At 65.6% G+C, this 308-nt stretch carries 1 pseudogene; it reads left to right on the top strand.

The annotated features are described in order from the left end of the window. Positions 1-308: pseudogene (locus tag ACK4TH_RS12730) on the top strand (glycosyltransferase family 2 protein); the annotation flags it as partial.

Below are 308 nucleotides of genomic sequence, written 5' to 3'. Positions count from 1 at the left end.
ACTTGGTGCATGGTTGTGCGGCCGGCCCCGACGTGGCCGGTGCGTTTGGCCCGCACATCGCCTACCCGGACGCGCGGCTGGTGACACAACGCGAGTTGGCGCAGCACTTTGCGGGGTTTGGCCCGACGCTGTCCATCGTGCGTCTGGAGGATCGGGAGCGCTTCTCGCATGATCCCGGCTACCGGCAGTTTTTGCATTTTTTTTCGAGCAACAACGCGTGTATCCGCCGCAGTGTCTGGGCGCAATTGCCGGTGCCGGACGTGGCGTTTGCCGAGGACCAGACGTGGGCGCTGCGGGCGATCGAGGCC

The sequence above is a fragment of the Tepidimonas sp. genome, assembly GCF_046292505.1.
GTDB lineage: Bacteria > Pseudomonadota > Gammaproteobacteria > Burkholderiales > Burkholderiaceae_C > Tepidimonas.
Note: the sequence above shows the minus strand (reverse complement) of the source record. Positions and strands in the feature narration are given on the sequence as shown.